The 23969-nt window shown below is 70.4% G+C and carries 24 protein-coding genes; 9 read left to right on the top strand and 15 right to left on the bottom strand.

Features of this window, described 5'->3' with window-relative positions; genetic code table 11:
- Positions 1-13: 13 nt before the first annotated feature.
- From ACLLJJ_RS23455 to ACLLJJ_RS23420, 8 genes are read right to left on the bottom strand one after another with little or no spacing between them, the layout of a single operon-like run.
- On the bottom strand, positions 14-2011 hold the full coding sequence (locus tag ACLLJJ_RS23455; protein WP_434594904.1) for an NADH-quinone oxidoreductase subunit 5 family protein: 1998 nt from the start codon (positions 2009-2011) through the stop codon (positions 14-16).
- Positions 2008-2367 (bottom strand): NADH-quinone oxidoreductase subunit NuoK, encoded by a 360-nt coding sequence (gene nuoK / locus ACLLJJ_RS23450; protein ID WP_434594901.1) that lies wholly within the window; start codon positions 2365-2367, stop codon positions 2008-2010. Before nuoK ends, ACLLJJ_RS23455 begins: the two co-directional genes overlap by 4 nt.
- Complete coding sequence (locus ACLLJJ_RS23445; protein WP_434594898.1) at positions 2367-2966, bottom strand: NADH-quinone oxidoreductase subunit J family protein; 600 nt, start codon at positions 2964-2966, stop codon at positions 2367-2369. Before ACLLJJ_RS23445 ends, nuoK begins: the two co-directional genes overlap by 1 nt.
- Positions 2963-3571, bottom strand: a complete 609-nt coding sequence (locus ACLLJJ_RS23440) for a NuoI/complex I 23 kDa subunit family protein (protein WP_434594897.1) — start codon at positions 3569-3571, stop codon at positions 2963-2965. The genes ACLLJJ_RS23445 and ACLLJJ_RS23440 overlap by 4 nt, the downstream gene beginning before the upstream one ends.
- Complete coding sequence (locus ACLLJJ_RS23435; protein WP_283520188.1) at positions 3571-4539, bottom strand: complex I subunit 1/NuoH family protein; 969 nt, start codon at positions 4537-4539, stop codon at positions 3571-3573. Before ACLLJJ_RS23435 ends, ACLLJJ_RS23440 begins: the two co-directional genes overlap by 1 nt.
- Complete coding sequence (locus tag ACLLJJ_RS23430) at positions 4536-5918, bottom strand: NADH-quinone oxidoreductase subunit C (protein ID WP_434600499.1); 1383 nt, start codon at positions 5916-5918, stop codon at positions 4536-4538. Before ACLLJJ_RS23430 ends, ACLLJJ_RS23435 begins: the two co-directional genes overlap by 4 nt.
- 35 nt (positions 5919-5953) lie before the next feature.
- Positions 5954-6580, bottom strand: a complete 627-nt coding sequence (locus ACLLJJ_RS23425) for an NADH-quinone oxidoreductase subunit B (RefSeq protein ID WP_434594893.1) — start codon at positions 6578-6580, stop codon at positions 5954-5956.
- Entirely contained in the window at positions 6550-6978 is a 429-nt protein-coding gene (locus ACLLJJ_RS23420) for an NADH-quinone oxidoreductase subunit A (RefSeq protein WP_434594891.1), read from the bottom strand. Before ACLLJJ_RS23420 ends, ACLLJJ_RS23425 begins: the two co-directional genes overlap by 31 nt.
- Before the next feature lie 222 nt (positions 6979-7200).
- Here ACLLJJ_RS23420 and ACLLJJ_RS23415 point away from each other — a divergent pair, with 222 nt between their 5' ends.
- From ACLLJJ_RS23415 to ACLLJJ_RS23395, 5 genes are all read left to right on the top strand, one after another.
- Positions 7201-8403: a sensor histidine kinase gene (locus tag ACLLJJ_RS23415; RefSeq protein ID WP_434594889.1), complete on the top strand. Its 1203-nt coding sequence runs from the start codon at positions 7201-7203 to the stop codon at positions 8401-8403.
- 290 nt (positions 8404-8693) lie between these two features.
- The gene (locus ACLLJJ_RS23410; protein WP_434594886.1) at positions 8694-10037 is read left to right on the top strand and encodes a sensor histidine kinase; all 1344 of its coding nucleotides are present in this window, start codon (positions 8694-8696) and stop codon (positions 10035-10037) included.
- A gap of 152 nt (positions 10038-10189) precedes the next feature.
- Positions 10190-10849 (top strand): LuxR C-terminal-related transcriptional regulator, encoded by a 660-nt coding sequence (locus ACLLJJ_RS23405; RefSeq protein ID WP_434600498.1) that lies wholly within the window; start codon positions 10190-10192, stop codon positions 10847-10849.
- 271 nt (positions 10850-11120) lie between these two features.
- The gene (locus tag ACLLJJ_RS23400; RefSeq protein WP_434594884.1) at positions 11121-13088 is read left to right on the top strand and encodes a 2-oxoacid:acceptor oxidoreductase subunit alpha; all 1968 of its coding nucleotides are present in this window, start codon (positions 11121-11123) and stop codon (positions 13086-13088) included.
- Positions 13081-14130 carry a 2-oxoacid:ferredoxin oxidoreductase subunit beta gene (locus ACLLJJ_RS23395; protein ID WP_434594881.1) on the top strand — a complete coding sequence of 350 codons (1050 nt, stop codon included), beginning with the start codon at positions 13081-13083 and terminating at the stop codon, positions 14128-14130. Before ACLLJJ_RS23400 ends, ACLLJJ_RS23395 begins: the two co-directional genes overlap by 8 nt.
- Positions 14131-14181: 51 nt before the next feature.
- On the opposite strand, the gene ACLLJJ_RS23390 is transcribed toward ACLLJJ_RS23395, so the two are convergent.
- Positions 14182-14577 (bottom strand): winged helix-turn-helix transcriptional regulator, encoded by a 396-nt coding sequence (locus ACLLJJ_RS23390; RefSeq protein WP_434594879.1) that lies wholly within the window; start codon positions 14575-14577, stop codon positions 14182-14184.
- A 92-nt stretch (positions 14578-14669) separates the two neighbouring features.
- Between ACLLJJ_RS23390 and ACLLJJ_RS23385 the strand changes: the two genes are divergently transcribed.
- On the top strand, positions 14670-15530 hold the full coding sequence (locus ACLLJJ_RS23385; protein WP_434594878.1) for an SDR family oxidoreductase: 861 nt from the start codon (positions 14670-14672) through the stop codon (positions 15528-15530).
- Between the two features lie 152 nt (positions 15531-15682).
- Complete coding sequence (gene rarD, locus ACLLJJ_RS23380; protein WP_434594875.1) at positions 15683-16684, top strand: EamA family transporter RarD; 1002 nt, start codon at positions 15683-15685, stop codon at positions 16682-16684.
- Between the two features lie 18 nt (positions 16685-16702).
- Here rarD and ACLLJJ_RS23375 read toward each other — a convergent pair whose 3' ends face one another.
- Together ACLLJJ_RS23375 and ACLLJJ_RS23370 are read right to left on the bottom strand one after the other, a co-directional pair.
- Positions 16703-17104, bottom strand: coding sequence for an SRPBCC family protein (locus ACLLJJ_RS23375; protein ID WP_434594872.1), 402 nt, complete (start codon positions 17102-17104; stop codon positions 16703-16705).
- The gene (locus ACLLJJ_RS23370) at positions 17104-17751 is read right to left on the bottom strand and encodes a CGNR zinc finger domain-containing protein (RefSeq protein ID WP_434594870.1); all 648 of its coding nucleotides are present in this window, start codon (positions 17749-17751) and stop codon (positions 17104-17106) included. The genes ACLLJJ_RS23375 and ACLLJJ_RS23370 overlap by 1 nt, the downstream gene beginning before the upstream one ends.
- A 37-nt stretch (positions 17752-17788) precedes the next feature.
- Between ACLLJJ_RS23370 and ACLLJJ_RS23365 the strand changes: the two genes are divergently transcribed.
- Positions 17789-18238 (top strand): VOC family protein, encoded by a 450-nt coding sequence (locus ACLLJJ_RS23365; protein ID WP_434594867.1) that lies wholly within the window; start codon positions 17789-17791, stop codon positions 18236-18238.
- 256 nt (positions 18239-18494) lie between these two features.
- Entirely contained in the window at positions 18495-19802 is a 1308-nt protein-coding gene (locus ACLLJJ_RS23360; RefSeq protein ID WP_434594865.1) for a M28 family peptidase, read from the top strand.
- Positions 19803-19823: 21 nt separating this feature from the next.
- Here ACLLJJ_RS23360 and ACLLJJ_RS23355 read toward each other — a convergent pair whose 3' ends face one another.
- The 4 genes from ACLLJJ_RS23355 to ACLLJJ_RS23340 form a co-directional block, all read right to left on the bottom strand.
- Positions 19824-20423: a TetR/AcrR family transcriptional regulator gene (locus tag ACLLJJ_RS23355; protein WP_434594862.1), complete on the bottom strand. Its 600-nt coding sequence runs from the start codon at positions 20421-20423 to the stop codon at positions 19824-19826.
- Between the two features lie 206 nt (positions 20424-20629).
- Complete coding sequence (locus ACLLJJ_RS23350) at positions 20630-21514, bottom strand: ABC transporter permease (protein WP_434594859.1); 885 nt, start codon at positions 21512-21514, stop codon at positions 20630-20632.
- Positions 21501-22460, bottom strand: coding sequence for an ABC transporter ATP-binding protein (locus ACLLJJ_RS23345; RefSeq protein WP_434594857.1), 960 nt, complete (start codon positions 22458-22460; stop codon positions 21501-21503). Before ACLLJJ_RS23345 ends, ACLLJJ_RS23350 begins: the two co-directional genes overlap by 14 nt.
- A gap of 38 nt (positions 22461-22498) precedes the next feature.
- Positions 22499-23794, bottom strand: coding sequence for a LolA family protein (locus ACLLJJ_RS23340; RefSeq protein ID WP_434594854.1), 1296 nt, complete (start codon positions 23792-23794; stop codon positions 22499-22501).
- Positions 23795-23969: the final 175 nt, after the last annotated feature.

The following is a 23969-nucleotide window of genomic DNA, read 5'->3' as shown; positions in this document are numbered from 1 at the left end:
TATCGATCACTGCTCACGCTCCGACGGCGGCGACGATGACGGCGGCGATCGCCAGGACGACGGACCCGGCGAGCAGTGCGCTGAGATAGGTCTGCACATTGCCGGTCTGGGCGCGGCGGACGCCCGCGCCGAGCAGCCGCGGGAGGTTGCCCGCGCCGCGTACGTAGGTGTCGACGACCTCGCGGTCCAGGAAGCGGACCAGCTCGGCGGCTGCTTGGACGGGCCGTACGAAGAGGGTGTGGTAGACGGCGTCGAGGTGGAATCCGGCGGCGGCGTGCCGATGGAATGGGCCGAGCAGGAGCCGGCCGGGGTCCGCCGGGTCGGGGGCCGACGCGATGTCACCGTAGGCGGCGGTGTGGGTGGCGATGGCTTCGGCCTCGGAGGTGGCCGGGTCGGCGTCCGGGTGGGCGGCGACGGCGCCGATCGGGGGCCGGGCCGCCGCGTGGGCCGTCGTGTGGCGCCAGGCACCGTAGGTGACGAGGCCGCCGACCAGGGCTACGCCGGTGCCGAGGACGGCGGTGGTGACGGTCGGGGTGAGGGAGTGGACGTCGAACCAGCCCGCGAGTTGGCCGACGGTGAGGCCAAGTCCGAGTGAGGGGACTGCCAGGAGCCACAGCACGCCGTTCATGGCGAGTGGCTGCTTGCCGTGGTCCGGCGCGGCGGGGCCGCGGCCCCGGAAGGCCAGCAGCCACAGGCGGATGGCGTACGCGGCGGTGAGGAGGGCGGTGGCCAGGCCCGCGACGAGCACGATCCAGCCGACGCCGGAGGGGACCCCTCGGGTGTCGCCGAGGGAGGCGTGCTCGGCGGCGACGAGGACGGCTTCCTTGGAGAAGAAGCCGGCGAAGGGCGGGATCGCGGCGAGCGCCAGCAGGGCGATCGTCATCGTCCAGTAGGCGTCGGGGATGCGCTTGGCGAGGCCGCCCATGCGGGACATGGCGGCCAGCGAGTTGGTGCCGGCGGCGTGGATGATCACGCCCGCGCCGAGGAAGAGGAGCGCCTTGAAGGCGCCGTGGGTCAGGAGGTGGAAGACGGCCGCGCCGCGGTCACCGACGGCCAGGGCGCCGGTCATGTAGCCGAGTTGGCCGATGGTCGAGTAGGCGAGGACACGCTTGATGTCGTCCTGGGCCAAGGCGGCGAGCGCCGATCCGACCATGGTGACGGCGGCCATCACGGCGAGGACGGTCAGGGCCGCGGCGGAGGACGCGAAGACGGGGAGGAGGCGGGCCACGAAGTACACACCGGCGGCGACCATCGTCGCGGCGTGGATCAGCGCGGAGACGGGCGTGGGGCCCGCCATCGCGTCGGGCAGCCAGGTGTGCAGCGGGAACTGCGCCGACTTGCCGGCGACGCCCGCGAGGAGCAGCAGCGCGATCAGGGTGGGGTGGTCGAGGCCCCGGTCGCCGACCACGTCCAGGATCGTGGAGATCTTGAAGGAGTTCGCGTCGGCTGCGAGCGCGAACAGGCCGAACAGGAAGGGGACATCACCGAGCTTGGTGACCAGGAAGGCCTTCAGGGAGGCGGCGCGGGCCTCGGGCGTCTCCCAGTAGTGGCCGACGAGGAAGTACGAGCAGATGCCCATGATCTCCCAGCCGACCAGGAGCACCATCAGGTCGCCGGAGTAGACGACGAGCAGCATCGCGGAGGTGAACAGGGAGACCAGGGCGGCGTACGAGGGGTAGCGCGGATCGTCGCGCAGATAGCCCGTCGAGTAGATCTGCACGCAGGTCGCGACGACCCCGACCAGGACGGCGACCAGGACCGCGAAGCCGTCGAGGTGCAGGGCCAGGTCGATCGGGACCGAGCCGGTGGGGGTGAGCCGGGTCGAGGCCCCGATGTCCTTGCCGCCGCCCTGGCGTACGGCGACGAGCACGGCCAGCACGGCGGCGGCCACGGTCGGCAGTACGGCCAGGGGCCGCACGAACCCGGGGGCGGTGCGGCCGAGCAGCAGACCGGCCACGGCACCCAGGAACGGAAGGAGCGGAACGAGGACGGCGAGGGTCGTGATGGTCACGCGGCGGCCTCAGCCTTCTGTGCCGGGGCGGAAGCTTCGTCGTCGGCGGGGCCTTCGGCGGTGTCGCGAAGCCGGTCGATGTCCGAGGTGCCGCGGTTGCGGTAGACCGTCAGGACGATCGCCAGGCCGATGCCGATCTCCGCCGCGGCGATGGCGATGGTGAAGAGCGTGAGGGCCTGGCCGGAGTGCAGCGCGTCGCGGAGCCAGACGTCGAAGGCGACGAGGTTGAGGTTGACGGCGTTGAGCATCAGCTCGACGGACATCAGGACCAGGATCGCGTTGCGCCGGGCGAGTACGCCGTACAGCCCGGTGCAGAAGAGGAGGGCGGCGAGCACGGCGGGATAGGCGAGGTGCATCAGCGCTTGTCCTCCGGGGCGGTGGCGGCCGGGCTGGTGGCGGCGTTCGGGTCGTCGGTGTCCTTGCGGGAGAGGACGATCGCGCCGACCAGCGCGGCCAGCAGCAGGACCGAGAGCGCCTCGAAGGGCAGTACCCAGTGCTGGAAAAGGATCTCGCCGGTCACCTTGGTGGAGCCCTGGGCGGGCCCGTCCAGGTCGATCCAGGTCGTACGGAACGCGTCGACGACCACCCACACGAGGGCCGCCGCCGCGGCGAGGGCCACGGTGAGAGCGACCCAGCGGTTGCCCGAATCGGCGTCCGGGGAGCGGCCGATGGGGGCCTTCGTGAGCATCAGGCCGAAGAGGAGGAGGACAACGACGGACCCGACGTAGATGAGGACCTGGACCCAGGCGATGAACTCGGCCGTCAGCAGGAGGTACTCGACGGCGATGCCGCCGAGCGCCACGACCAGCCAGAGGGCGGCGTGCACCAGCTGCTTGGTCGTGACGGTGATGACGGCCGCGCCGAGGGTGGCGATGCCGACGAGCAGGAAGGCGATCTCGACGCCGGTCGGGGAGAGGAAACCGGGCGCGGCGGCGGCTGCGGCGAGGTGGCTCATTCGGTGGCCCCCTCTTCGTCCTGCCCCGGCCGGGCTGTGCGCTCCTGGGCGGCTGTCTGGTCCTGCTGGGCGGCCTGTTCCTGGGCGGCTGCGAGCTTGTCGGCGGTTTTGCGGGCTGCCGCGATCTCCTTTGGCTCCTCGGCCGCCGGGTCGAGCGCGGGCGGCGCGGGCACCGTCCACATCCACTCGCGCAGCTTGTCCCGCTCATGGGTCAGCTCGTGAATGTCCGTCTCCGCGTACTCGAACTCCGGGGACCAGAAGAGCGCGTCGAAAGGACACACCTCGATGCAGATACCGCAGTACATGCAGAGCGAGAAGTCGATCGCGAAGCGGTCCAGGACGTTGCGGCTGCGCTCGCGCCCGCCGGGCGCGGCGGCCGGCAGGGTTTCCTTGTGGGAGTCGATGTAGATGCACCAGTCGGGGCACTCACGGGCGCAGAGCATGCAGACGGTGCAGTTCTCCTCGAACAGGCCGATCACGCCGCGCGAGCGGGGCGGGAGGTCGGGCTGGACGTTGGGGTACTGCGCGGTGACGGTCTTCTTCGTCATGGTGCGGAGCGTGACGGCCAGGCCCTTGGCGAGGCCGGACCCGGGGATCGGGGCCATTACTGGATCGCCACCTTCACGATGCCGGTGAGCGCGATCTGCGCGAGAGCGAGCGGGATGAGCACGGTCCAGGCGAGCTTCTGCAACTGGTCCTCGCGCAGGCGCGGGTAGGTGACGCGCAGCCAGATGACGCCGAAGGCGAGGATCGCGGTCTTCAGGAGCGTCCAGACCCAGCCGAGTCCGTCCGCGCCCCACGGGCCGTGCCAGCCGCCGAGGAACAGGACGGTGGTCAGGCCGCAGAGGACGACGATTCCGGCGTACTCGGCGAGCAGGAAGAGAGCGAAGCGGAGGCCCGTGTACTCGGTGTACGCGCCGAAGATGATCTCCGAGTCGGCGACGGGCATGTCGAAGGGCGGGCGCTGGAGTTCGGCGAGACCGGCCACGAAGAAGACGAGCGCGCCAACGATCTGCCACGGCAGCCACCACCACTCGAAGGCATTGAGGATGCCGGGGAGCGAGACCGTGCCGGCCGCCATCGCCACGGACGCGGCGGTGAGCAGCATCGGCAGTTCGTACGCGAGCAGCTGAGCGGCGGTGCGCAGGCCGCCCAGGAGGGAGAACTTGTTGGCCGAGGCCCAGCCCGCCATGAGCGAGCCGAGCACACCGACGCCCATGACGGCGAGCACGAAGAAGATGCCCGCGTCGACGACCTGGCCGACCGCGCCCTCGCTCGGGCCGATCGGGATCGCGACCAGGACGAGGAGGTAAGGGAGAAGGGCGACGGCGGGTGCGAGCTGGAAGATACGGCGGTCGGCGTTGGCCGGGACAATGTCTTCCTTCTGGGCGAACTTCACGCCGTCCGCGACGAGTTGGGCCCAGCCATGGAAGCCGCCCGCGTACATGGGGCCGAGCCGGCCCTGCATGTGCGCCATCACCTTGTGCTCGGTCTGGCCCACGACGAGCGGGAGCACCAGGAACACGGCGAAGACGATGAGCAGCCGGAGGGCGACATCGAGTACGTCGTTCACGCGTCGCTCCCTCGTTCGTCGGCGGGACGGTCGGCGTCGGCGTCGGCATCGGCATCGGCATCGGCATCGGCATCGGTACTTCCGGCCGAGTCGCCCGAGTCGGCAGAATCCGCCGCGTCGGTCGCTTGCGTCGCTTCCGTGTCCGGAGAGGCGCCGGCCTCTTTCGTAGAGTCCGCGTCGCGGACGTTGTGCCACGGGGTGTCCGTGGAGCGTGCGGGCGGCGTGGGCCGGTTCGGCGTCGGCTCCGATGCGGGCGCCGGTTCCGGTGCGGGCGCCGGTTCCGGTGCGGGCGGCTGCGGCCCGGCAGGTACGTCGCCCTCGGCTGCCGCGCCCGCCGGTGCGGCCTCAGTGGTGGGAGGCGGCGTGGCTCGCGGGGGCCGCGTGGATTCCGGCGGACCCCCCGCTGCCTGCGGGGTCGGTACGGCCGCATCCGGAGACGGCGAGGTCTGCGGAGTCCCCGAGGCCTGCGGAGCAGAGGATGCCTGCGGGGCATCCGGGACCTGCGGAGCGACCGGGGCATCCGGCACCACCGGGGCCTCCGGGACCTGTGCCGACTGCGGCGTGGCCTCCGGCCCCTGCTCGCCCACCGGAGCCTGCGGGGCACCCGAGGCCGAAGCCTCCGGCACCACCGAAGCATCCGGCACCGCCGGGGTCTTCGGTGGCTCCTGGGTCTGGCTTGTCGAGCCCGCGCTCACGCTGCGGGCTCGGCGGGGCGGGCGGTCGGGTGCCGCAGCTCCCGCTGCTCCCGCCGCGCCTGCTCCCGCCGCGCGTGGGGTGCGGGCCTGGCGGGCCGGGGCCGGGGGGAGCTGGCCCTTCAAGGGGCCCCATTCGTTCGGGTCGGGGACGCCGGGCGGGAGCATCTGGCGGCGCTTGGGGCCGCCGTGGTCGGACTCCCCCGGCTCCTTCGCGCCCGGCCACGCCTTGGCGACCCGGGCCGCCAGGACGAAGTCCTTGCGCAGCGGGTGGCCCTCGAAGCCGTCCGGCAGGAGGAGCGGGACGAGGTGGGGGTGGTCCGTGAAGTCGACGCCGAACATCTCGTGCGTCTCCCGCTCGTGCCATGCCGCGCCCGCGTAGATCTCCACGGCCGTGGGGACGACCGGCGCCGAGTGCGGGACGGTCGTACGGATGAGGAGGCGGCGTACCCGGCGATTCTCCAGGGCCACGACATGGGCACAGACCTGGAAGCCGGTGCCCGGCTCGTCGACCGCGCTCAGCCAGTCGAAATAGGTGCAGCCCAGCTTGGAGCGGGCGATCTCCAGGGCCGCGATCCACGAGCCGATCGGGACATCGACGGTGAGCAGGTCGTAGGAGTGAGTGACGGTCGCCTCCTCGCCGAAGATCTCGGTGACGGCGTCGGGGAGGGTGTCGTACGCCGTCACGGTGTTCTCGTCCGGGGCGCTCACTGTCGGCTCGCTCACTTCGCGTCGTCCTCCCCCGGAGCCGGGGCGGGAGCGGGCGGCGGTGCGAGCAGGCCGCTCTGCAACGCGGCGGCCGACGGAGGCCGTCCGTAGCCGTAGCGCTCGCTCAGCGACTCGCGGGAGATCTTTTCCTGAAGCTTGAGAATGCCCTGAAGCAGCGCCTCGGGGCGGGGCGGGCAGCCCGGGACGTACACATCGACCGGAATGATCTGGTCGACACCCTTCGTCACGGAGTACGAATCCCAGTACGGGCCGCCGCAGTTGGAGCAGGCGCCGAAGGAGATGACGTACTTGGGCTCGGGCATCTGCTCGTACAGCCGCTTCACGGCCGGGGCCATCTTGTCCGTCACCGTGCCGGAGACGACCATCAGGTCCGCCTGGCGCGGGCCCGGCGCGAAGGGGATCACGCCGAGGCGGATGAAGTCGTGGCGCGCCATGGACGCCGCGATGAACTCGATCGCGCAGCAGGCGAGTCCGAAGTTGAAGACCCACAGGCTGTAGCGGCGGCCCCAGTTGAGAACCACCTTCATGGGTTCCGGCGCGAGCCGTGAGAGCACGCCCAGGCGTTGTGGCTCCGGCAGATCGACAGGGGTCACGCCCATTCGAGGACGCCCTTCTTCCATGCGTACAGCAGTCCCACGGCCAGGAAGCCGAGGAAGATGAACATCTCGACCAGGGTCGTGGCGCCGTACCCGGCCGCGGCGAAGATCGTCGCCCACGGGAACAGGAAGATCGAGTCGACGGCGAAGATCACGTACAGAAAGGCGTAGACGTAGTAGCGGACCTGAGTGTGCGCCCAGCCCTCGCCGACCGGGTCCACTCCGCACTCGTACGTGAGCATCTTCTCCGGGGTCGGCACGACGGGCCGCAGCAGCCGCCCGGCCCCGAAGGCCACGGCGACGAACAGCACACCGACGATCGCGAGCAGCCCGACTACCGAGTAACTCTCGAAGTAGTCGGTGGGCTCCGTCGCGAGACTCGTGGCGAGATCCGTCGCGAGATCCACGGCGGGATTCGTCACGGCATTCGTCGTGGGTTGCGCCGCAAGAACAGTCGATTCCGGCACGTCCGCCCCTCACTCCCTGGCCTCGTTGCGTCCTGTTCGACGATCTGTACGCACGGGAGTCTAGGCCCTGGTAAAGACTGGGTAAGCAGCCGCGTCACACCGGGGTGGGGATATCCCTACTTCCGTACACCCAGCTACCCCATGGCATCCGCGGCGTCGGCGCGGCAGGCTGGGCAGATGACCGCCAGCACCAGCGACTTCCTCTCCCCTTCCGGCAGGTCCGACCGGCCGCCGCCCGCGCGTTTCCCGTACGGGCCGCACGTCTGGAAGGAGATCGCGCATCTCCTTCTCAATCTGCCGATGGCCCTGATCGGCTTCACGTTCGTCGTGGTGGCCCTCCTGTTGGGCTGCGGTCTGTCCGTCACCGTCATCGGACTGCCGCTGCTGGCCCTGAGCCTTATGGGCGCCAGGTACCTCGGCAGGATCGAGCGGGCACGCGCGCGTGCGCTGCTCGGCGAATGGGTCGACGAGCCGAGCCCGGCCCGGGCGGGGCTGCGGGACCGCGGCTTCTTCCCGTGGCTGTGGGCGAGCCTGAAGGACCCGGTGGGCTGGCGGACGGCGCTGTACGCACTGGTCCGGCTGCCCTGGGGCGTACTGACGTTCGCGGTGGTCATGGTGGGTCTGTTCGTGCTCTGGCCCGTCCTGCCATTCATCGTGCGGGCGCTGGCCAACGGCGACCGGGCGATGGTGCGGGGGCTGCTGTGCCCCTCCGACGAGCTGGAGCGGCGGATCGCCGAGCTGGAGTCGGACCGGGGCGTCGTCGTCGACACCGCCGCCGCGGACCTGCGGCGCATCGAGCGCGACCTGCACGACGGCGCGCAGGCCAGGCTCGTCGCCCTCGCCATCGGGCTCGGCATGGCCAAGGAGAAGCTGACCGGCGACTTCAGGGACCCGGTCGCCGCCGCGGCGATGGTCGACGAGGCGCACGGCGAGGTGAAGCTGGCCCTGCAGGAGCTGCGTGACCTGGCGCGCGGCATCCACCCGGCCGTCCTGACGGACCGCGGCCTGGACGCGGCGCTCTCCTCCATCGCGTCGCGCTGCACGGCCCCGGTGAAGGTCACGGTCGAGCTGACCGGGCGCCCGGCCCAGGCCATCGAGGGCATCGCGTACTTCACCGTCTCCGAGCTCCTGCAGAACGTCAGCAAGCACAGCGGCGCGCGCAACGCGTCCGTCGATGTGTGGCAGGCAGGCAACCGGCTGCTGATCCAGGTGGAGGACGACGGGCGCGGCGGCGCGCGACTGGACGGCGGCACCGGCATGTCCGGTCTCGCGGACCGGCTCGGCGCGGTCGACGGGGTCTTCGTCCTCGACTCTCCGACGGGCGGGCCCACGACGGTCACGGCCGAACTGCCCTGGCGCGACCGCGAAGGTGACCGGTAGCGCACCGGTGCCCGGCCGGGGCGCCAGTGGCCGCCGGTTCCCCCGTGGCCGCCGAAGCGCCGCTCGGGCACCCGCGACCGCCAGAGGCCCTGGTCACCGGGCCGGCGCGTAGCGAGGCGCGGGGGCGTGGCGCGGAGTCGGCGCGGGGCGGGGCGGGGCGGGGCGGGGTAGGGAAAACCCCCGCCCACAAACGGTGACGGCCCTCATGGTCCTGCGCCCCGCGCCCCAGCATTCTTGAGGAAGACGCTCACACAGGCTCCGCAGCAGCAGAGCAGAAACGGACGGCAGCGATGACCACGGAGTACGCACCGCGGATCCGCGACCGGTGGGAGCCCGAGCACGGTTCCCCGCGAAGGCACCTGCTGCCTCCGGTGCTTCGCGCGCCCGTCGAGGCCCGCACCTGGCGCGAGCTCGCCCATCTCGTCCTGAGCGTGCCGATCAGCCTGCTGGCCTTCAGCTTCGCCGTCACCATGACGTCGCTCAGCGCAGGCCTGCTCGTCACCTTCGTCGGCGTGCCCCTGCTAGCGGCGGTCCTAGCCTGCTGCCGGGGCCTCGGGATGGTGGAGCGAGCCCGTGCCAGGGGACTGCTGAAGGTGGACGTCGCCGAACCGACGCCCCTGCGCCCCAAGGCGACGGGCCTGATGCCCTGGATCGGCGCGATGCTCAAGAGCGGAGTGTCCTGGCGGCACCTGCTCTACTCCGTACTGCACATGCCGTGGGCGCTCTTCGCGTTCACCGTCGCCGTGACTGTCTGGTCGTGGGGCTGGGCGATGCTCACGTATCCACTGTGGCAGTGGGCCTTCCCCACGTACGCCGGGGTGGGCGGCATCCAGCTGTACGGCGACGGGGCGCACAACATCTATCTCGACAGCCCCTGGGAACTGGCTGTGACCAGTGCGTTCGGCCTGATCGTCACCCTGGCCGCCCCGTGGATCATCCGCGGCCTGACCTCCGTCGACCGGTTGATGGTGACCGGGCTGCTGGGCCCGTCCCAGCTCGCCAGTCGCGTGTCCGAGCTGGAGTCGGACCGGGGCGTCGTCGTCGACACCGCCGCCGCGGACCTGCGGCGCATCGAGCGCGACCTGCACGACGGCGCGCAGGCCAGGCTCGTCGCCCTCGCCATGGGCCTGGGTCTGGCGAAGGAGAAGCTGACGGAGGACCCCGAGGCCGCGGCCCGCATGGTGGGCGAGGCGCACGGTGAGGTGAAGGTCGCCCTGCAGGAGCTGCGTGACCTCGCCCGCGGCATCCATCCGGCCGTCCTGACCGACCGGGGTCTGGACGCGGCGCTCTCCGCGGTCGCCTCCCGGTGCACGGTGCCGGTGCGGGTCGAGGTGGATCTGCCGACGCGGCCGACCCAGGCCATCGAGGGCATCGCGTACTTCACCGTCTCCGAGCTCCTCCAGAACGTCAGCAAGCACGCACGGGCGAGCCGGGCCTCGATCGATGTGTGGCAGTCGACGGACCGGCTACTGCTGCAGGTGAGCGACGACGGGCAGGGCGGCGCGGACACCGGGTCCGGTTCCGGCCTGGCGGGGCTCGCGGAGCGGCTCGACGCGGTCGACGGCATCCTGGTCATCGACTCCCCGGTGGGCGGACCGACCACGGTCACGGCCGAACTGCCCTGGCGCGGCTGACCCCCGCGCGGGCCGGCCCGAGCCCCCTGCCCGAGTCGTACGCCACTATTCCCAACGCCCGGACGCACACCGGGTCGCGGTACTGGGATGCTGGTGGGCGACAGGTGGGAAGCAAACAATTGCTGGGGGGCTACACGGTCGTGGAGGACAGAGTGCGAGTGGTCATCGCCGAGGATTCAGTACTGCTTCGGGAGGGCCTGACTCGGCTGCTGACCGACCGCGGACACGACGTCGTGGCGGGCGTCGGGGACGCGGATGCGCTGATCAAGACAATCGCCGATCTGGCGGCGCAGGACGCCGTACCGGATGTGGTGGTCGCGGACGTCCGGATGCCGCCGACACACACCGACGAAGGGGTACGGGCAGCGGTGCAGCTGCGCCGGGACTACCCGGGGATCGGGGTGCTTGTCCTGTCGCAGTACGTCGAGGAGCAGTACGCGACGGAGTTGCTGGCCGGATCGAGTCGCGGTGTCGGCTATCTGCTGAAGGACCGGGTGGCCGAGGTACGTGAGTTCGTCGAGGCCGTTGTCCGGGTGGCCCAGGGCGGAACCGCGCTCGACCCCGAGGTGGTGGCCCAGCTGCTGGGTCGCAGCCGCAAGCAGGACGTCCTCGCGGGGCTGACACCGCGTGAGCGGGAGGTCCTGGGTCTGATGGCCGAGGGACGGACGAACTCGGCGGTCGCCAAGCAGCTGGTGGTGAGTGACGGTGCGGTCGAGAAGCACGTCAGCAACATCTTCCTCAAGCTCGGGCTCTCACCGAGCGTGGGGGACCACCGGCGGGTGCTGGCCGTACTGACCTATCTGAATTCCTGATGAGCTGACACCCTGTCAGATGCAGTCGGAGCCGCGGACCGGAGACGAGCCGGTCCGCGGGCCCAGAACCAAAGGATGAGTACGGAGCGTCTTCAAGGAGAGCGCCGGGGGGCGATGGAACCATGACAAACCAGCACAATGGGTTATGTCAGAAGAAGGTCCGGATTACGAGCATCCCAGGGAACGGCCCCCTCCCAGACGTAGGGTGGGCTCCATGGCCGCCGGTGAGCCGGCCGGTCCGGAGCAGCCGCCTCGAGGGAGGTCCAGTTCAGTGACCAGCCAGGTCAGTAGCCCAACCGGGCAGACCGATGGAGCCGACGGAACCGACGAAGCCGGCGAGGCCGTCGTCGGGGAGCAGCGCGGCGCACCGACACCGCAACCCCTGGAAAAAGAGATCCGCCGCCTCGATCGGGTGATCATTCGGTTCGCCGGTGACTCGGGTGACGGGATGCAGCTGACGGGGGACCGGTTCACGTCGGAGACGGCGACTTTCGGGAACGATCTGTCGACGCTGCCGAACTTTCCCGCCGAGATCCGCGCACCGGCCGGGACCCTGCCCGGCGTCTCCAGCTTCCAGCTGCACTTCGCCGACCACGACATCCTCACCCCCGGCGACGCGCCGAACGTGCTGGTCGCGATGAACCCCGCCGCACTGAAGGCCAACATCGGTGACGTACCGCGCGGCGCGGAGATCATCGTGAACACCGACGAGTTCACCAAACGCCCGATGGCCAAGGTCGGCTACGACACCTCACCCCTGGAAGACGGCTCACTGGACGCCTACCAGGTCCACCCGGTGCCACTGACGACACTGACCCTCGAAGCGCTCAAAGACTTCGGACTCCCCCGCAAGGAAGCCGAGCGGTCGAAGAACATGTTCGCCCTGGGCCTCCTGTCGTGGATGTACCACCGGCCGACCGAAGGCACCGAAAAGTTCCTGCGGACGAAGTTCGCGAAGAAGCCACAGATCGCCGAGGCGAACGTGGCCGCGTTCCGGGCCGGCTGGAACTTCGGCGAGACCACCGAGGACTTCGCCGTCTCCTACGAAGTCGCCCCCGCCACCCAAGCGTTCGCCGCCGGCACCTACCGCAACATCTCCGGCAACCTCGCCCTGTCCTACGGCCTGATCGCCGCCGGACAACAAGCCGACCTGCCCCTGTACCTGGGCTCCTATCCGATCACCCCGGCCTCCGACATCCTGCACGAACTCAGCAAGCACAAAAATTTCGGCGTCCGCACCTTCCAGGCCGAAGACGAAATCGCCGCCATCGGAGCGGCACTCGGCGCCGCCTTCGGCGGACAGCTGGCCGTCACCACCACCTCCGGCCCCGGCGTAGCACTGAAGTCGGAAACCATCGGACTGGCCGTCTCACTGGAACTCCCCCTGCTCGTCGTGGCCATCCAGCGCGGCGGCCCCTCCACCGGACTGCCGACCAAAACCGAACAGGCCGACCTCCTCCAAGCCATGTACGGCCGCAACGGCGAAGCACCCGTACCCATCGTGGCCCCCCGCACCCCCGGCGACTGCTTCGACACCGCCATGGACGCCGCCCGTATCGCGCTGACATACCGCACCCCGGTGTTCCTGCTCTCCGACGGCTACCTCGCCAACGGCTCCGAGCCCTGGCGCATCCCGGAAGTAGACGAACTCCCCGACCTGCGCGTGCAGTTCGCGACCGGGCCCAACCATGAGCTGGCCGACGGCACCGAAGTGTTCTGGCCCTACAAACGAGACCCGCACACCCTGGCCCGCCCCTGGGCGGTACCCGGCACCCCCGGCCTCGAACACCGCATCGGCGGGATCGAGAAGCAGGACGGCACCGGCAACATCTCCTACGACCCCGCCAACCACGACTTCATGGTCCGCACCCGCCAGGCCAAAATCGACGGCATCAAAGTCCCCGACCTCGAAGTCGACGACCCCGCACAAGCCACCACCCTCGTCCTCGGCTGGGGCTCCACCTACGGACCCATCACCGCCGCCGTCCGCCGCCTGCGCACCACCAACACCCCCATCGCACAAGCCCACCTGCGCCACCTCAACCCCTTCCCCCGAAACCTCGGCGAGGTGCTGGCACGCTACGAGAAAGTCGTGATCCCCGAGATGAACCTCGGGCAGCTCGCCACCCTCGTACGAGCCAAATACCTGGTCAACGCGCACTCGTACAACCAGGTCAACGGAATGCCGTTCAAGGCCGAGCAACTCGCACAGGCCCTCAAGGAGGCCATCAATGACTGAGGCGCTCTCGCTGGTACCCAAGGCCGAAGCCAAGCAATCCATGAAGGACTTCAAGTCCGATCAGGAAGTGCGCTGGTGCCCCGGCTGCGGTGACTACGCGGTCCTCGCCGCCGTACAGGGCTTCATGCCCGAACTCGGCCTGGCGAAAGAGAACATCGTCTTCGTCTCCGGGATCGGCTGCTCCTCCCGCTTCCCCTACTACATGAACACCTACGGGATGCACTCCATCCACGGCCGCGCCCCCGCCATCGCCACCGGACTCGCCTCCTCCCGCCGCGACTTGAGCGTCTGGGTCGTCACCGGCGACGGCGACGCCCTGTCCATCGGCGGCAACCACCTCATCCACGCCCTGCGCCGCAACGTGAACCTCAAGATCCTGCTCTTCAACAACCGGATCTACGGGCTCACCAAAGGCCAGTACTCCCCCACCTCCGAAGTCGGCAAAATCACCAAGTCCACCCCCATGGGCTCCCTCGACGCACCCTTCAACCCCGTCTCACTCGCCATCGGAGCCGAAGCCAGCTTCGTCGCCCGCACCGTCGACTCCGACCGCAAACACCTCACCAGCGTCCTGCGCCAAGCCGCCGACCACCCCGGCACCGCCCTCGTCGAGATCTACCAGAACTGCAACATCTTCAACGACGGCGCCTTCGAAGCCCTCAAAGACAAACAACAAGCCGAAGAAGCCGTCATCCGCCTCGAACACGGCGAACAGATCCGCTTCGGCGCCGACCGCGCCAAGGGTGTCACCCGCGACCCCACCACCGGCGACCTCAAAGCCATCACCGTCACCCCCGACAACGAGTCCCAGATCCTGGTCCACGACGCACACGCGACAAGCCCCACCACAGCCTTCGCACTCTCACGCCTCGCCGACCCCGACACCCTGCACCACACCCCCATCGGAGTACTCCGCAGCATCCACCGACCCGTCTACGACACCCTCATGGCCGACCAGCTCGACACCGCCATCGAGAGAGACGGCAAAGGCGACCTCGCCGCACTACTCGCCGGCAACGACACCTGGACCGTGGTCGGCTGACCGTTCGCGGGCGACCCACATATCGTCGCGAGGCCCGGCCCCGAGCTCACTTCAGGGCCGGGCCTCGTCGTACGTCTCCCGCGCCCGGAGCACCAGGTCCATCCGCCGCTCGGTCCAGCGCGCCAGCGCCCAGACCTGATCGGCCGCCTCCCGGCCCAGCTCCGTCAGCGTGTAGTCGACGCGGGGCGGGATCACGGGCTTGGCGTCGCGGTCGACGAAGCCGTCGCGCTCCAGCGTCTGGAGGGTCTGGGCGAGCATTTTCTCGCTCACCCCGCCGATCTCGCGGCGCAGCTCACTGAAGCGGTACGAACGCTCCAGCAGCGCGGCGAGCACCAGCACGCCCCAGCGACTGGTGACGTGCTCAAGCACGACCCGCGAGGGGCAGACGGCCCGATTCACGTCGGGGCTCCGGCTCGCCCCCGTGTTCACTTCTTCGCTTACTGACATGTAGGTACCTTACTTCAAAGTGGGTACTTACTCGCAGTTAGTACCTGCCGTAGGGTGAGTTCTCGAATCCCCGATAGCAGGAGAAAACACCCATGAGCATTGTTGTCACCGGAGCCACTGGCGCCCTGGGCCGTCTCGTCATCGACGAGTTGCTCACCCAGGTACCGGCGGCCGACGTCGCCGCCGTCGTACGCGACAAGGAGAAGGCGGCGGACCTCGCGGAGCGCGGGGTGGAGATCCGGGTCGCGGACTACAGCGTGCCCGCGACCCTGGTCGGCGCCTTCCGCCCCGGCGAGCGCGTCCTGCTGATCTCCGGCAGCGAGGTCGGACAGCGCGTCCCGCAGCACACCGCGGTGATCGACGCCGCGAAGGCGGCGGGGGTCGCGCAGCTCGCGTACACCGGCATCCTCGGCGGGCCCGACGCGGACTTCCTGCTGGCCGACGAGCACAAGGCCACCGAGCAGCTGATCCTCGACTCCGGGCTGCCGTACACCTTCCTGCGCAACGGCTGGTACACCGAGAACTACACCGGCCGGCTCGGTGCGGTGCTGGAGCACGGCGCCGTCGTCAGCAACGCGGGCGAGGGCAGGGTCGCCTCCGCCGGCCGCGCCGACTTCGCCGCCGCCGCGGCCGCCGTCCTGGCCGGTGACCGCGAGGCGCACGTGGGGCGCGCGTACGAGCTGAGCGGTGACGCGTCCTGGAGCTTCGGCGAGTACGCGGCCGAGGTCGCGAAGGCTTCCGGCAAGGCCGTCTCGTACAACGCCGTCCCGGCCGCCGAGCACCAGCGGATCCTGGTCGCGGCCGGGCTCCCCGAGGGCTTCGCCACGCTCCTCGTGGACGTGGACAAGGCCATCGCACGGGGTCTGCTCGCCGGGACGAGCGGCGATCTGGCGCGACTCATCGGCCGGCCCACCACCCCGCTCGCGGCAACCGTCGCCGCCTCTCTCGCCTGACCCGCGCACGCCGGGAGCGGCCCCCGACCCGCCCCGTATGACCCGCGCCACAAACGGCACCCCTGTCACGACCGTCATGCGATACGGACATGACAGGCGGGCCGGGGCGGCGTTACCGTCGACGCGACATCGGGTGCGGGGCGGGAGACTCAGTGAAGACGATCAGCGAGCAGCGGACCGGCCTGCTGTACGGCGTGGGCGCCTACGGGATGTGGGGACTCGTCCCGCTGTTCTGGCCGCTGCTCAAGCCGTCCGGCGCGATGGAGATCCTCGCCCACCGGATGGTCTGGTCGCTGGCCGTCGTCGCCGTCGCCCTGCTGGCACTGCGCCGCTGGGCGTGGGTGGGCGAGTTGATACGCCAGCCCCGCCGACTGGCGCTGATAGCCGTCGCCGCGGCCGTCATCACGGTCAACTGGGGCCTGTACATCTGGTCCGTCAACAACGGCCATGTCGTCGAGGCCTCCCTCGGCTACTTCATCAATCCGCTGGTCACCATCGCCATGGGCGTCCTGCTCCTCAAGGAACGGCTGCGGCTCGCCCAGTGGATCGCCGTCGGCATCGGCTTCGCGGCGGTGCTCGTGCTGGCGATCGGGTACGGGCAGCCGCCGTGGATCTCGCTGACGCTGGCGTTCTCGTTCGCGACGTACGGCCTGGTCAAGAAGAAGGTCAACCTCGGCGGGGTGGAGTCGCTCTCCGCCGAGACCGCGATCCTCTTCCTGCCCGCGCTCGGCTACCTGCTCTGGACCGGCTCCCAGGGCGGCTCCACCTTCGCCGCCCAGGGCATGGGCCATGCGGCGCTGCTGGCCGCGACCGGGCTGGTCACCGCCGTCCCGCTGGTCTGCTTCGGCGCGGCGGCGATCAGGGTGCCGCTGTCGACGCTGGGGCTGCTGCAGTACCTCGCGCCGGTCTTCCAATTCGTCCTGGGCATCACGTACTTCCACGAGGCCATGCCGCCCGAGCGGTGGGCGGGCTTCGCCCTGGTCTGGGCGGCGCTGGCCCTCCTGACCTGGGACGCGCTGCGTACGGCGCGACGCACCAGGGCGGACGCGGTGCGGCTGCGAGCGGCGCGGGCGGCCACGGCCGCGCTCGCGGACACCATGTCGGCGGCCGGCCCCGAGGCCGTTGCCGCGCCGCCCCGCGAACCGGCGACGTAACCCTCCCCCACATCCGCCTCAGGCGCCGCCGAGCGCCGCGGCCACCGTGTCCAGCACCGCGCGCCAGTGCTCGCGCGCGGCCTCCCGCTCCCCGGCGCTCGCCAGCTGCTCCTGGTGGAAGCGGAGTACGGCCTTCTCCCCGGCACCGGAGGCCGCACCCGACACCGTGACCTGGACGGTGGTCGCGCCGTGGGTGAGCCGGATCCGGTCGTTCGGGCGGTAGCCGCGGACCTCCCCGGTCATGCCCTCGTCCGTGCGATACGCGGCCCCCTTCTCCGGGGTGAGTTCCGCGCCCGCGCCGAGCCACAGCACGACGCCCTCGGGGCTCGCGACGAACTCCCATACGGCGGAGGGCGGGTGCGGCAGCGTCCGCGAGACGCCGATCTCCCAACCCGCGTCCTGTGTCGGTCCCGTAGGCATCAGCTTTCCCCTTCGTTCCGGTCGCTCCGGCCGCTCCCGCCGCTCCGGCGGGCCCGGTGGGCCCGCACCTTGTGGCGGTTGCCGCAGCGTTCCATCGCGCACCAGCGGCGCCGTCCCGGGCGGGAGGTGTCTACGAAGAGCAGCGCGCAGTCATGGGCGCCGCAGATCCGGACGCGGTGCGCGAACGCCCCCGTGAACAGGTCGATCGCGTCGCGCGCCACCGTCGACAGCAGCTGGTCCCCGGTCGCCCCCGGCGCCCACCCGCGCACGGCACCACCGCCCGCGCCGGCGTCGGCCGGCCGGTCGATACGGGCGACCAACGCCGCGCGCGCCGCCCGCGCATTGACCACGTCCAACTCGGCCACGGACAGGGCGCGGCCGTGCGCGCGGTCCTCGGCCAGCCGCCACAGCGCGTCGCGCAGCGCCCGCGCGTCCACCAGCTCCGCCTCGCTCACCAGCACATCGAGGCCGCCGGGCAGCCTGCTCTCCGCCGCCCAGCGCACCAGGTCGGCGGGGGTGTGCAGGACCTCGTACCGGGCGTAGGCACCGGGGCCACCGGTCGGCAGCAACTCCAGGCAGAGCGCGCCGGGATCGAACAGGAACGGGCGGCCCTCCGGCGTACGCAGGGTCAGTCCTGGCGTGTCCATTGCCGCCTCCATCACGTAACCAGTATAAGTGGTTGCCATGACACTGCACTGGAAGCTCGTCATCGACGCCGCCGACCCGCACGCCCAGGCCGACTTCTGGGCCGCGACCCTCGGCTACGAGGTGGAGGACAACAGCGGCCTCATCGAACGCCTGCTCGGCATCGGCGCCGCGCCCCCCGAAGCGACGGTGCAATTCCACGGCCGCCGCGCGTGGCGCGAACTGGTCGCCGTCCGGCATCCGGACGACCCGTACGACGCGGACAGCGGCACGGGCCTCGGCCGCCGCCTGCTGTTCCAGCACGTACCGGAGGTGAAGACCGGCAAGAACCGGCTCCACATCGACGTGCACACCGCCCAGGGGACCCGGGCGGCCGAAGTCACGCGCCTGGAAGGGCTCGGCGCGAGCGTCCTGCACCAGGTCAAGGAGCCGGGCGGGGAGTGGCTCGTGATGGCCGATCCCGAAGGCAATGAATTCTGCCTCCACTGAGGACGCGCACCGGGGGCCCGGCGGGCCACTGGACACCGCCCGCCGGGCCCCCGGCAGTCCGCCGAAAACGCACACAGTCCCGATATACGAACACCAGTGTCCGGTTTCCGCTCTTGACTGGGCATCGGGCCCGCGCTGAACATGCAGCACGCACAGCGCACCACCAGCTTCAGTACAGCTCCTACGCCCCGCGTCACACCCATCGCGGGGCGTCTCGCACGTTCCGTCCTGTCCCCACGGAATCCGGAGCCCCCACATGAACCTCTCCACCTCCAGACGCACCGCCGCCGCGGCCGCACTCGCGCTCGCCGGGCTGCTCGCCGTCACCTCGCCGTCGGCGTCCGCCGCCCCGCAGGCCGCGCTCGCCGCCCCCGACATACCGATAGCCAACGTCAAGGCGCACCTCAACCAGCTCCAGTCGATAGCCACCGCCAACGGCGGCAACCGCGCGCACGGCAGGCCCGGTTACAAGGCGTCCATCGACTATGTGAAGGCCAAGCTGGACGCCGCCGGATTCACCACCTCCGTGCAGCAGTTCACCTCCAGCGGCGCCACGGGCTACAACCTGATCGCCGACTGGCCCGGCGGTGACGCGAACCAGGTCCTGATGGCCGGCGCGCACCTCGACTCGGTCACCTCGGGCGCCGGGATCAACGACAACGGGACCGGCTCGGCCGCCGTACTGGAGACCGCACTCGCCGTCTCCCGCGCCCAGCTCAAGCCCACGAAGCATCTGCGATTCGGCTGGTGGGGCGCGGAGGAGCTCGGGCTGGTGGGCTCGAAGTACTACGTCAGCCAACTGCCGAGCACCGAGCGTTCGAAGTTCTCCGGGTACCTGAACTTCGACATGATCGGCTCGCCGAACCCCGGCTACTTCGTCTACGACGACGACCCGGCCATCGAGAAGACCTTCAAGGACTTCTACACCGGCCTCGGCGTCCCGACCGAGATCGAGACCGAGGGCGACGGCCGCTCGGACCACGCCAGCTTCAAGAACGTCGGCATCCCCGTCGGCGGCCTCTTCACGGGCGCCAGCCGTACGAAGTCGGCCGCCCAGGCGCAGAAGTGGGGCGGCACGTCGGGCACGGCCTTCGACCGCTGCTACCACTCCTCGTGCGACACCACGGCGAACGTCAACGACACCGCCCTGGACCGCAACAGCGACGCCATCGCCCACGCGATCTGGACGCTGGGCGCCGGGACGACCACGCCGCCCGGTGAATCCACCGAGAACACCACCGACGTCGCGATTCCCGACAACGGCGCGGCCGTCACCTCTCCCGTCACCATCGCCGGCCGCACGGGCAATGCTCCCGCCGCGCTCAGTGTCGGCGTGGACGTCAAGCACACCTGGCGCGGCGATGTGGTGCTCGACCTGGTGGCGCCCGACGGAACGGCGTACCGGCTGAAGAACTCCAGCAGCAACGACTCGGCCGACAACGTCATCACCAGCTACACGGTGAACGCGTCGAGCGAGACGGCCAATGGGATCTGGAAGCTGCGCGCCCAGGACGTGGCCGCGCAGGACACCGGATACATCGACAGCTGGAAGCTCACCTTCTGAACGACCCGGGCCCCGAGGAGCTCAGGGCCTGAAGGCGCGCAGAACGTGGTCGATCAGCTCCCCGACACGGGCGGGGCTGTGCAGTGACTGCCGGAGGACGTAGCGATAGTAGAGCGGGCCGTAGAGCATCTCCGCGGCCAGTTCGAGGTCGGTGTCCTCCGGCAGTTCGCCCTGTAACTGCGCGCTGCGCAGCCGGTTCTTCGCCGCGGCGAAGCGCTGCGAGATCAACTGCTCGTTGAGCGTCCGCGCCAGCGCGTCGTCGTGCAGCACCTCGGAGAGGATGCCGGCGTACGCGGGACCGTACGGCGCGGTGGCGAACAGCACCGTGAGGCCGGTCATGTGCGTCCACAGATCGGCCGCGAGGTCGCCGGTGTCGACGAAGGGCGTGCCGCCCTCCACCCCGTCCGTCACGGCTTCGAGCACCACCGCGCCCTTGGACGGCCACCAGCGGTAGATGGTCTTCTTGCTCACACCGGCGCTCGCCGCGATCGCCTCGATCGTGACGCCGCCGTACCCCTTTTCCGCGCAGAGTTCCAGTGCTGCGGTGAGGATCGCCTGCCGCGACTTGGCGCTGCGGCGCCGCGGGTTGGGCGAGCCCGGCGGACTAGCTGGTGTGGCCATTCGGTGAGCATAGGGCGGTACGACACGCTCCGTGTTGACAGCTCTTTGTCCGAACGCGAACAATGCCCTGAGGAAACGGTACGTGTCGTGTCGAGCCGAGTCGGGGGACAGCTCGACGGCATCCCGTACGGGGCCCCGCGTCACAGCGGGGCCCCCGCCTTGTTCCCGGGCCCGCGCGCGACGAAGCCCAGGCCCGGCCGGGGCTCTCAGGCCGTGATGTCCTTCGTGGTGAAGCGCGCCCAGGCCGCGGAGCCGAACACCGCCACGTACAGCCCCTGGAGCCCCAGGTTCTTCAGCACCTCGTCCCAGTAGACCGGCTCGCGCAGCAGGTCCGTGAAGGACAGCCAGTAGTGCGGGAAGAGATACGGGTGGATCGCCTGCAACTGCGGGATCGTGTCCAGGATCTGCACCGTGATCAGCAGTCCGACCGTCGCCGCCATGGCCGCGATGCCACTGCCGGTGAGGGTCGAGATGAACAGGCCGAGGGCGGCGAGCCCGGTCAGTGAGGCGGCCACGACGGCCGCGATCAGCACCGTACGCACCATTGCGTCGCCGAAGCCGATCCGCGTCCCCGAAATGGTCATGACGTCACCGAGCGGGAACAGCAGCGCCCCGGTGACCAGCGCGGACACCGCCACCACCAGGGTCGCGACCAGGCAAAAGGCCATGGTGGCCGTGTACTTGGCGAGGAGCAGACGGGTGCGGCCGGCCGGAGCGACCAGCAGATAGCGCAGGGTCCCGGCGTTCGACTCCCCCGCGACCGAGTCGCCCGCGACGACACCGACGGCCATCGGCAGGAAGACCGGCAGGGTCGCTGCGAGCGCCGCGAAGACCAGGAACAACCCGTTGTTGGTGATCTGAGTGAGGAAGGCGGGGCCCTCTCCGCCACCGCCGCCGACCGACGAGCCGTCGCCCGTCTCGATCTTCACGGCGATGCCGATCAGTACGGGCACGGCGGCCAGCACCGCGAGCAGCGCGAGCGTGCGCCAGCGGCGGAAGGTGAGGGTGAGCTCGGACCGGAAGAGACCGAGGGCCCACAGCGCGCTCCGGCCCGCGGGCCGGCCCTCGGGCAGCGTCTCAGCCCGCGACATCGAAGCCCTCCCCGGTCAGCGCCACGAAGGCGTCCTCCAGTGAGGCCCGCTCGATCCCGAAGGCCCGCACCCGGACCCCGGCCCGCACCAGCGCGGCATTGAGGTCCGCCAATTCCGTTTCCCCCGGGGGTGGTTCGCCGGTCACCCGGTCCTCGTCGACGGCCAGTCCGGTGACGCCGAGCTCCTTGAGCACCCGCGTCGCGTCGGCCGTGTCCGGGGTGGTGACGGCGAGGCGCCCGCGCGCACCGGCCGCGAGGTCGGCGACCGGGCCCTGGACGAGCAGCCGCCCCTGAGCCATCACCGCGGCGTGGGTGCAGACCTGCTCGATCTCGTCGAGCAGGTGCGAGGAGAGGAAGACCGTGGTGCCCTCCGCCGCCAACTCCCGTACCAGCGACCGGATTTCCCGCATGCCCTGCGGGTCGAGGCCGTTGGTCGGCTCGTCGAGTACGAGCAGTCTGCGGGGCTGGAGCAGCGCGGCAGCGAGCCCGAGCCGCTGCTTCATCCCCAGCGAGTACGCCTTGGCCTTCTTGGCCCCGGCCGCCGTGAGACCCACCCGGTCGAGCGCCGCCGCGACCCGGACCCGCCGGGTGCGCGGGTCGGCGGCCGGGTCCGCGGAGTCGTATCGGATCAGGTTGTCGCGCCCAGACAGGAAGCCGTACAGCGCGGGCCCCTCGATGAGCGCGCCCACCTCGGGAAGCACGTCGCGCACGGAACGCGGTACGGGCCTGCCGAGCATCGTCGCCGTGCCCGACGTCGGCTCGATCAGGCCCATCAGCATCCGGATCGTGGTCGTCTTCCCCGAGCCGTTGGGCCCGAGGAAGCCGAACACGCTGCCGGCCGGGACCGTGAGGTCGAGGCCGTCGACGGCGAGCTGCCCGCCGCGGAACCGCTTGGTGAGCCCGCGGGTATCGATCACGGACCCACCTGCGGCGGACAGCTCCTCCATCTACCTACCTGCTCCCGGTTCCTGGCTCAATACGCCGACTACTTGGCCTCGTTGGCGGCCTTCACCAGGGCGTCCTTGGTGACCGCACCGACGTACACCGTGCCGTCGTCCGTCATCAGGGCGTTGACCAGGCGGGTCGAGAAGACCGTGCCGGTGCCGAACTCGCCGGACACCTTGTCGCCCAGCGCGTCCAGGAACTGCTCGGCCTCGGGCGGCAGGTCGCCGCTCTTCTCGCCGGGCTTGCCCTCCGCCTTGGGCGCCATGCCCTCGCCCGCGGGCGACTTGATCACGGCGACCGAGGACCAGCCCTCACCGAGGACGTTGAGACCCTGGAGGTCCTCAAGGCCGGTGGGCAGCTCGCCCTTGCCGCCCTCGAAGTCCTTCTTGAACTCCTGGACGTCCTGGTCGCCCTTGCCGTGCTCCTTCAGCTCGTCGGCCTCGGTCACCTTCGCGCCCTTGGGCGGACTGAACGTGAAGGTGTCCGCGGACGGCTTGCCGAAGTCGACCTTGGTGAAGCCCGCGTCGATCGCGGCCTTGCCGCCGCTGCTCGGCGAGAGCGTGAACTTCAGCGGTACGCCGTTGTCGGCGTCGACCGCGACCCTGATGGCGCCGATCGTCGAGCCGGCCTGCTTGGGCTTGATGAGCAGCTGGTACGCATCGCGGCCCGCGACCTGCGTCGTGCCGTCGACGGTCACCGACGTGGTGTCGTCCGCGGCCTTCAGGACCTCTTCGGCGAGTGCCTTCGGGGTGGTCGGGACACCCTCGGGCAGCTTCTCCCGCTTGCCGGCGTCCTTGCCGGAGTCCCCGGCGCCCGCGGGCTCCTTCCCGTGGAAGGCCTCGTTCGAGGCGCTGTCGTACGCCCAGACCTCGCCGCCATTGTGAATGAGGCTGTACTCGGCGGCGTCCTCAAGGATCGACACCCGCTGCTTGTCGGGACCGTCCGCCGCGACCCGCAGCGTGTGCGTGCCGGAGGCCAGCTCCATCAGCTTGTCCTTGGGGTCGGCCGAGGCGCCCTCGCCGCCGTCCTTGGGGCCCATGCTGCTCGCCAGGCCCTCGGCCAGGCCGCCCAGCGAGGGGATGCCCAGGTCGGTGCTGATCTTCACGGTGCCGGACAGCCGCTGGGTGTCGGATGCCGCGATCTTCTCGATGAGCTGCTGCGCGGAGATCTTCGGAAGGTCGGGGTCGCCGGAGTTGGCGAGCGCCGGTACGAGCCCGATGGTTGCCGCCGCCACCCCCGCCACCGCGACCGGGACGATGTAGCGGGCGGCCCTGCGCCGGCTCGCCACGAATCCCTTGGTCTCCTCGGTGGGCTGCGCGCTGTCGTTCGGTGCCATGTGTGCTCTACCTCCGTGGTTGGCGGCCGTCGTCAGTTGCACTCATCCACCCCGCGCCGCCATTCTCACCCGAATTGGTGGGGAGTGGTGATTACCATCTGACCAAATCGGCGGAGCCAAAGCGTCAGCCCCCGGGATCAACTCCATCTACTGCTGCGGTATGACACAGAGCACC

This window comes from Streptomyces sp. A5-4 (assembly GCF_051131715.1).
GTDB lineage: Bacteria > Actinomycetota > Actinomycetes > Streptomycetales > Streptomycetaceae > Streptomyces.
Note: the sequence above shows the minus strand (reverse complement) of the source record. Positions and strands in the feature narration are given on the sequence as shown.

Coding starts and splice junctions, on each gene's coding strand:
- nuoK (WP_434594901.1), bottom strand. CDS start 2,367: ATGCACCTCGCCTATCCCGCCGTGCTCGCCGCCCTCCTCTTCTGCACC.
- ACLLJJ_RS23445 (WP_434594898.1), bottom strand. CDS start 2,966: ATGAGCCACCTCGCCGCAGCCGCCGCCGCGCCCGGTTTCCTCTCCCCG.
- ACLLJJ_RS23440 (WP_434594897.1), bottom strand. CDS start 3,571: ATGGCCCCGATCCCCGGGTCCGGCCTCGCCAAGGGCCTGGCCGTCACG.
- ACLLJJ_RS23425 (WP_434594893.1), bottom strand. CDS start 6,580: ATGGAAGAAGGGCGTCCTCGAATGGGCGTGACCCCTGTCGATCTGCCG.
- ACLLJJ_RS23415 (WP_434594889.1), top strand. CDS start 7,201: ATGACCGCCAGCACCAGCGACTTCCTCTCCCCTTCCGGCAGGTCCGAC.
- ACLLJJ_RS23410 (WP_434594886.1), top strand. CDS start 8,694: ATGACCACGGAGTACGCACCGCGGATCCGCGACCGGTGGGAGCCCGAG.
- ACLLJJ_RS23395 (WP_434594881.1), top strand. CDS start 13,081: ATGACTGAGGCGCTCTCGCTGGTACCCAAGGCCGAAGCCAAGCAATCC.
- ACLLJJ_RS23390 (WP_434594879.1), bottom strand. CDS start 14,577: ATGTCAGTAAGCGAAGAAGTGAACACGGGGGCGAGCCGGAGCCCCGAC.
- ACLLJJ_RS23385 (WP_434594878.1), top strand. CDS start 14,670: ATGAGCATTGTTGTCACCGGAGCCACTGGCGCCCTGGGCCGTCTCGTC.
- ACLLJJ_RS23375 (WP_434594872.1), bottom strand. CDS start 17,104: ATGCCTACGGGACCGACACAGGACGCGGGTTGGGAGATCGGCGTCTCG.
- ACLLJJ_RS23370 (WP_434594870.1), bottom strand. CDS start 17,751: ATGGACACGCCAGGACTGACCCTGCGTACGCCGGAGGGCCGCCCGTTC.
- ACLLJJ_RS23365 (WP_434594867.1), top strand. CDS start 17,789: ATGACACTGCACTGGAAGCTCGTCATCGACGCCGCCGACCCGCACGCC.
- ACLLJJ_RS23360 (WP_434594865.1), top strand. CDS start 18,495: ATGAACCTCTCCACCTCCAGACGCACCGCCGCCGCGGCCGCACTCGCG.
- ACLLJJ_RS23355 (WP_434594862.1), bottom strand. CDS start 20,423: ATGGCCACACCAGCTAGTCCGCCGGGCTCGCCCAACCCGCGGCGCCGC.
- ACLLJJ_RS23350 (WP_434594859.1), bottom strand. CDS start 21,514: ATGTCGCGGGCTGAGACGCTGCCCGAGGGCCGGCCCGCGGGCCGGAGC.
- ACLLJJ_RS23345 (WP_434594857.1), bottom strand. CDS start 22,460: ATGGAGGAGCTGTCCGCCGCAGGTGGGTCCGTGATCGATACCCGCGGG.
- ACLLJJ_RS23340 (WP_434594854.1), bottom strand. CDS start 23,794: ATGGCACCGAACGACAGCGCGCAGCCCACCGAGGAGACCAAGGGATTC.